Source organism: Pseudomonas sp. NPDC087803, assembly GCF_044742995.1.
Taxonomy (GTDB): Bacteria; Pseudomonadota; Gammaproteobacteria; order Pseudomonadales; family Pseudomonadaceae; genus Aquipseudomonas.
Map to the genome: position 1 here is coordinate 122873 of NZ_JBIUVO010000004.1, position 6000 is coordinate 128872.

Sequence of the window (6000 nt, forward strand, 5' to 3'; positions counted from 1 at the left end):
GAACAGCGCTTCGACGCTATGGGAACTGCAGGTGGTGATATTGGGGGGAACCGGCGGCGAACCAAGTGTTGGATCACATGAAGCCACAAAGCATTACCCTTCCCACGACCATCTAGCGGGCGTGGAAGGGAGAAAAAGTGAGGGCCGAAGCTGCCTGAGTTGATGGGCCGCTTCCGGCTAAAAGCGGACGCTGGAGAATGATCGTTCTCGACCCATAGCGGGCGCTCACGACAGAAGCCAGTCGGTCAAAGGCAGTCAGTCGCTCTAGCCTACGATATCGGCAACTACCTGTTCGCCAGCAGAAAAAGCAGCCCCTTCAATGTGGTAGACCCTCGGTTCTTCCGAAAAATATTCCTCCAGGCCCATCATGAATATCCGATGGTCTTCACTCTCTTCGAAGCCCGGCGTGTGATCTTCAAGTGAAGCCCAGCGCACTATCAGGTTGAACCGCTCGGGGCTTTCAATCCCTTTCGCGAGCAAGTGGCCGCCGTAACCCTTTGCACGGGTGAGCAGGGGAGCGACCTCGGCAAATGCACTTCTGAAATTTTCAATGCGTTCTTTGTGGACGGGGAGCAGAGCAATTTCATAAATCATGGCGTTCCTCTCATATAACTCGAACGGTTAAAAGTAAGCACTTACGAAGTGAGCGATGGCTCGACTGCAATCGCGATTTTTCCTTGAATGCCGTTGTTGGGGCTCTCCAGCCGGGCATGGGCGAGCGCCATGTCGGCGAGCGAATAGACAGCGCCAACGTGTGGCCGTAGCTGACCCCGCTCTACCAATGCGCTCAGCTCATCAAGTTTGCCCCGGTTCTGTCTGGTGAAAACGAAGTGATAACTCGCGTTCTTGCCCCACGCCTGAACGAGGTTCTGCGGCTGGGCAATGTCCACAATCGAGACCACGCGGCCGAGTTGAGCGAGCACGTCGGGGCTTCGCGTCAACGTATTGCCGCCGATGGTGTCGAACACCACATCAACTCCGCGGCCATCCGTTTCCCGATTGATGACGTCGACGTAATCCACCTTTTCGTAGTCGATGACCACATCAGCCCCCATGCTTCGTGCAAACTCGAAGTTCGCTTCGCGCACGGTCGTGAAGACCCGCGCTCCAATGGCCTTGGCCACTTGGATCGCGATATGACCTACGCCTCCCGCGCCGCCGTGGATCAGGATGCTTTCTCCCACTCTGAGCGCTGCACGCCCGGTCAGTGCTTCCCACACCGTACCGCCAACCAGGGTCAGACTTGCTGCTTCGAGATGGCTCAGCGATGGCGGCTTCTTCCCGATAATGCTTTCGGCCGCAACGTGGTATTCGGCATAACTGCCTGGCCCTTCAAATATCTGCGGGGTGTACCAGACATTGTCTCCTGGAGCGAAGGATGTCACCCCTGGCCCGACTTCTTCGACAACCCCCGAGACGTCGTGTCCGGTAATGGCCGGCAGTTGCACTAGTTCGGAATAGTCGCCACGTCGAACCTGATAATCCAAGGGGTTGATGGAGGTTGCGTGCACCCGCACCAGGACTTGTCCCGCACCCGGCACTGGCTTGGGCACGTCGCAGAGTTCGAACGATTCCGGGCCGCCAAATGATTTAAGCATCAATGCTTTCATTGTTAATCCTCGTATCGATAAAAAGGAATATCGAGATATCTCGATATTATGCGGTAAAAAATTAGAGTTCTGTCCCTATGATCTCGGCTAGCGCACTGATAGTGGCTTCATTGCGTTTGTAGTAAGTCCATTGACCGATGCGCTTGACCTCGACCAAGCCCACTCGTTGCAGCGTTGCAAGATAACCAGACACCGTTGACTGCGACAGCCCGATGCCTTCCTGAATACTACTTACGCAGACCCCCACCGTGAGAACGTCTCCTTCATCCTGCGGAGGGAAGTTCTTAACGGGGTCCTTCAGGCCTTTCAAGATTTCAAGGCGTGTAGGGTTGGAGAGGGCTTTGAATATTTCGAGTAATTCCATGAGCCGAGAATATCGAGATTTATCGATATGTCAATACGAGCGTCAAAAGAGGAAGAAATAGGCAAGGTTATGATTTACCTCACATCTGAAAAACACCACGGCTACTACATTCGATCACTGCGAATCAGTGACCGACCCAAGTTACCGATGGCTCTCCAGGCGTACAAGCCGGCGGATTCTGGCGTAGTCGTAGGCAACGGCGCAAGGCGTTGTAGCCTTCAGAATGCAACGCAGGGTGTCTGTTAAACGCCAGGCAAAAAACCTTTAAACGCAGGATGGCTTGAAGTCGGCCCGCGCATGACGCTGACGTTGTGATTGAGTGCGCGTAGGTACGTGAAGAGGGCAGAACGCGTGCCACGCTTCAGTTGAAAACGCGTTCGCCCCTGCCGCAAGTCATCACGGCTGAATCACTCAACCGGTGATTGGAATCGATCCGGCCGACACGGCGCCAACGCGGTCGCAAAGTCCCCCTCGACGATCTCCTCGGCCACCAGTCGTCCCACCACCGCCGCCAGTGTCACGCCCGGATGCATGACGCAAACATACGCACCACTGATGTTCGGCAGATAGCCAATGAGCGGAATGCCATCGACAGGCACTGGTCTGAGGCCGACGCAAGCCAGTTCCGGCTCTATGGATAACACTCCATGCAATTCGTGCTGGATGGCTTTGGCCGTTCTCTGCGCGATAGCTTGCGCGCTGTTTTGCGGCGCCTCATCTATATAGTCTTCTGCAGCGAGGAGCATATCGTTGGTGTCTTGCCTGATTTCCATCTCGGGGCTGGAGATGATCGTGTTCACCCGATGCGGTTGAGTTTTGTATCGGATGAATATTGCGGGGGAGGCGTCGATGGGCAGGGTGACGTTCAGTTGATCTGCCAACAGCGGGGTGGCGGTTCCTGCTGCCAGTAAGACGACGTCGGCATCGTGCTTGCCCGTCGCAGTGATCACGCCGCTGACGGTGCCGTCCAGAATCTGCAAACCGAGCACCGGCGTATGGGTGAGGAGAGTTGCTCCATGCGCCTGCGCACCTGCAATCAAGGCCCGCGCTGCCTGCACGGCATCCAGCGCGCCTTCTTCGGCGGCAAAGAATGCGCGATCCGGAGGATGTTTGAGATTGGGTTCAAGCTCGAGAATCTGCGCACTATATATAGAAGGCGCTTGAAACCGGTCATCGCCGTAAGACAGGGCACCCGTCCAGCGCACCTTCAGCCCCGGCAGCTCGGATTCGAGTCGGCGGTATTCTGCGATGGCTGCTGCGCGCAGCGGCGCAACAGAGTCTGGCCCGCCGTGCGACGTGTTGATCCAGGCGAAGGAGCGCCCCGTCACACCGGACGCAATCTCACCGGCATCGATCACGACCACTTTTGCACCTTTCGCGGCCAGGTGATACGCAAGTGACGCGCCGACGATTCCCGCGCCGATGACGATGATTCGTTTACTCATATCAACCTCCGTTGTCGATGCGCCGACGTTACTACATCGCCGCCCTTTGACGCAGACTTGCCTGGCCCGGTGATATCAGGGAAGCTGCGCCGAACCCGGTTATGGGGCAGGGTTGAATCGTTCAGGGAAGCGTTGATGGCACTCAGGGTGTTGGTGGTTGGCGGGTATGGAAACTTTGGCAGTATCGTTTGTCGGCATCTGATCGACATGCCGGGCATCGAACTGGCGATCTCGGGGCGCGATCCGCAGAAGCTGGAGCGCAAGGCCGTTGACTTGGGGGCGACCTGCGAGCACTGGTGTGGTGATGCGATGGGCTCCGGGTTCGCCGCTGCTCTGCGTGCGATGAATATTCAACTGGTGGTTCACACGGGCGGGCCGTTTCAGGGGCAATCCTATGCGGTGGCCGAAAGCTGCATCGAGGCGGGCGTCAACTATTGCGATCTGGCGGACTGCCGGACGTTCGTCAATGGCATCGGCATACTCGATGCACGGGCGAGAGAGGCCGGTGTCGCCATCCTCAGTGGTTGCAGTTCGGTGCCGACGCTGTCGTCGGCGATCATCGATGAGCAGCGCTATCGCTTCAAACGCATCGACTCGATCGAGCACGGCATTTCCTCGTCAGCGAAAATGCCGGGGTTATCGACGGTCGAGGGTGTGCTGGCGTATGCGGGCAAACCGATCCGCCAACTGCGCAATGGTCAAGTGCATGAGGTGATGGGCTGGGAAGACCTGACCCTGCGCAAGCTGCAGAACCTGGGCGCTCGTGCGCTGGCCAATGTTGATGTGCCGGACATGGATATCTTTGCCAGCCGGTTTGGTGCGCATACTTTGAGTTTCAAGGCCGGGGCTGGCCTCAAGCTCGGCGGCGTGGCCAATTATCTGTTTGCGCGGGCGATGAGGAAGGGGCTGGTGCGCGACCACAGGGTGTGGGCCGCCCGGCTGCATCGCTGGGGGACATGGTTTGAGCGTTTCGGTGATGGCAAAAGTGCGATGTATATAGATGTGCGGGGTGTCGGCTTGAACGACCAGCCGTTGTCGATGACGGCGCAACTGACCGCGCTGAATGACAAGGGGCCGGAGATCCCGAGTTGTGCTGCCGTTGCTCTGGCCGCGAAGATCGCACGAGGTTACTTGCCCGAACCGGGTGCCCGTCCTTGTGTTGGTGAGATCAGCGTCGACGAATACATGGCAGCGATCAACGATCCGCAGAATCTTGGCCTGTCTGTGATTTTCTCTGACGGGCAACGCTGAGCATGTTGTATTTGGGCCTGAAGTACGCGCATGTCATCGCCGCAATTTTCCTGTTCGGGTTTGGCATGGGCTCCTATCTGTACCTGATCGCCGCCAGCCGTACAGCCAATCCGCAAGTGATCGCGCATGTGGCGAAAATGGTCGTGCGCTATGACGCCTGGATCACCACGCCGGCGGGTTTCATCCAGATCGCGACAGGGTATTGGCTGACAAGGCTTTCCGGGTTGCCGTTGACCACGGACTGGGTGCTGATGTCGCTGATCCTGTTCTTTATAGTCGGCTCGCTTTGGTTGCCGGTGCTGTTGCTGCAAAAGCGTTTGCAGGGGATGGCGGAGGACGCGGTGCAATGTGGGGCGGGACTTGATGCCGGTTACCGGGGTATTTACCAGCAGTGGTTCTGGATGGGCGTTTGCGGGTTTCTCGGGATGTTCGTGATTGTCTTGATGATGGTGACGAAGATGAATCCGGTGCAGTGGCTGCAGTTGATGCTGTAGCGGAGCATTCACATTGGCGACTTGAGAAAGCGGCGTGCGTGATCTGGGTCGGGTAACAGGCACGTGTCGTACTTGCCGAAGATTCGATAGCGATTCAGTGCGACGCGGTCGTAGGCCCAATCTCTAAGTGCTCGCGGGAAAACTCGCAGAAGCCTAATCGGCGACCAGCGAGCGGGCAGTTGTGCAATGACTTCAAAGAACGCATCCGAGCGCACCCAGTAATGCTCGTCGCGGATCACCGCCATCGTGTCGAACTGATCCACCGGCAGACCGGCCCATGCCAGCAATGCCTGACCTTCTGGAGATTGCACTGCCGCCAGGCGCACCCGCTGCTTGTGGTCGTGGCGAATCAGAAAACGCGCCCAGCCGTTGCATAGCTTGCAGACGCCGTCGAACAGCACCACGGTCTCGCCTGGATTGAGCAGGGGCGCTGGGGTATGGCGTATTCGGGAGCCGGGCATAGGGGATGTTCCAGGAAGTTGGGCTGTCATTGTGAGGCATCATCCGACGGTATTGTTTGAGGCGATGGTCAATATGCTGCGCATTCGCTGGCATTGCGTCTATATAGAAGCAGGGTTTTTAAGTGTCTTGATGGAAAACTGAAATTAACGGTTGACGGCAGATTCTGGAGGTCTATAATTCGCCCCACTTCCGGCGCAGTCGAAACGGAAAACTCCTTGAGATTCAATGAGTTACGCAGTTTTCGGCGGCGGGTTGCTTCAGTTCATCGAAGCCTGGAAGGAGTTGAAAGGGCGGTGATGTTTGGCTCTTTTAACGGTTCGATCTTCTCGGTCGAAAGCGGAGAAAAAGAGGTGTTGACAGCAGCGTGTAACGCT

The 6000-nt window shown here is 57.1% G+C and carries 7 protein-coding genes; 2 read left to right on the plus strand and 5 right to left on the minus strand.

The window, feature by feature from the left end; translation table 11 throughout:
• Positions 1 to 264 precede the first annotated feature (264 nt).
• From ACIOUG_RS06250 to ACIOUG_RS06265, 4 genes are all read right to left on the minus strand, one after another.
• The gene (locus ACIOUG_RS06250; RefSeq protein WP_401063435.1) at positions 265 to 594 is read right to left on the minus strand and encodes an antibiotic biosynthesis monooxygenase family protein; all 330 of its coding nucleotides are present in this window, start codon (positions 592 to 594) and stop codon (positions 265 to 267) included.
• Positions 595 to 635: 41 nt separating this feature from the next.
• Positions 636 to 1610, minus strand: coding sequence for a zinc-dependent alcohol dehydrogenase family protein (locus ACIOUG_RS06255; protein ID WP_401063438.1), 975 nt, complete (start codon positions 1608 to 1610; stop codon positions 636 to 638).
• A gap of 61 nt (positions 1611 to 1671) precedes the next feature.
• Positions 1672 to 1974, minus strand: a complete 303-nt coding sequence (locus ACIOUG_RS06260) for an ArsR/SmtB family transcription factor (protein WP_401063440.1) — start codon at positions 1972 to 1974, stop codon at positions 1672 to 1674.
• Between the two features lie 407 nt (positions 1975 to 2381).
• Positions 2382 to 3419 (minus strand): NAD(P)/FAD-dependent oxidoreductase, encoded by a 1038-nt coding sequence (locus tag ACIOUG_RS06265; protein ID WP_401063442.1) that lies wholly within the window; start codon positions 3417 to 3419, stop codon positions 2382 to 2384.
• Positions 3420 to 3554: 135 nt separating this feature from the next.
• On the opposite strand from ACIOUG_RS06265, the gene ACIOUG_RS06270 reads away from it, so the two are divergent.
• Together ACIOUG_RS06270 and ACIOUG_RS06275 are read left to right on the plus strand one after the other, a co-directional pair.
• Positions 3555 to 4670 (plus strand): saccharopine dehydrogenase NADP-binding domain-containing protein, encoded by a 1116-nt coding sequence (locus ACIOUG_RS06270; RefSeq protein WP_401063444.1) that lies wholly within the window; start codon positions 3555 to 3557, stop codon positions 4668 to 4670.
• 2 nt (positions 4671 to 4672) lie between these two features.
• On the plus strand, positions 4673 to 5164 hold the full coding sequence (locus ACIOUG_RS06275) for a DUF2269 family protein (RefSeq protein WP_401063445.1): 492 nt from the start codon (positions 4673 to 4675) through the stop codon (positions 5162 to 5164).
• Between the two features lie 8 nt (positions 5165 to 5172).
• Here ACIOUG_RS06275 and ACIOUG_RS06280 read toward each other — a convergent pair whose 3' ends face one another.
• Positions 5173 to 5625: a thiol-disulfide oxidoreductase DCC family protein gene (locus tag ACIOUG_RS06280; protein ID WP_401063447.1), complete on the minus strand. Its 453-nt coding sequence runs from the start codon at positions 5623 to 5625 to the stop codon at positions 5173 to 5175.
• Positions 5626 to 6000: the final 375 nt, after the last annotated feature.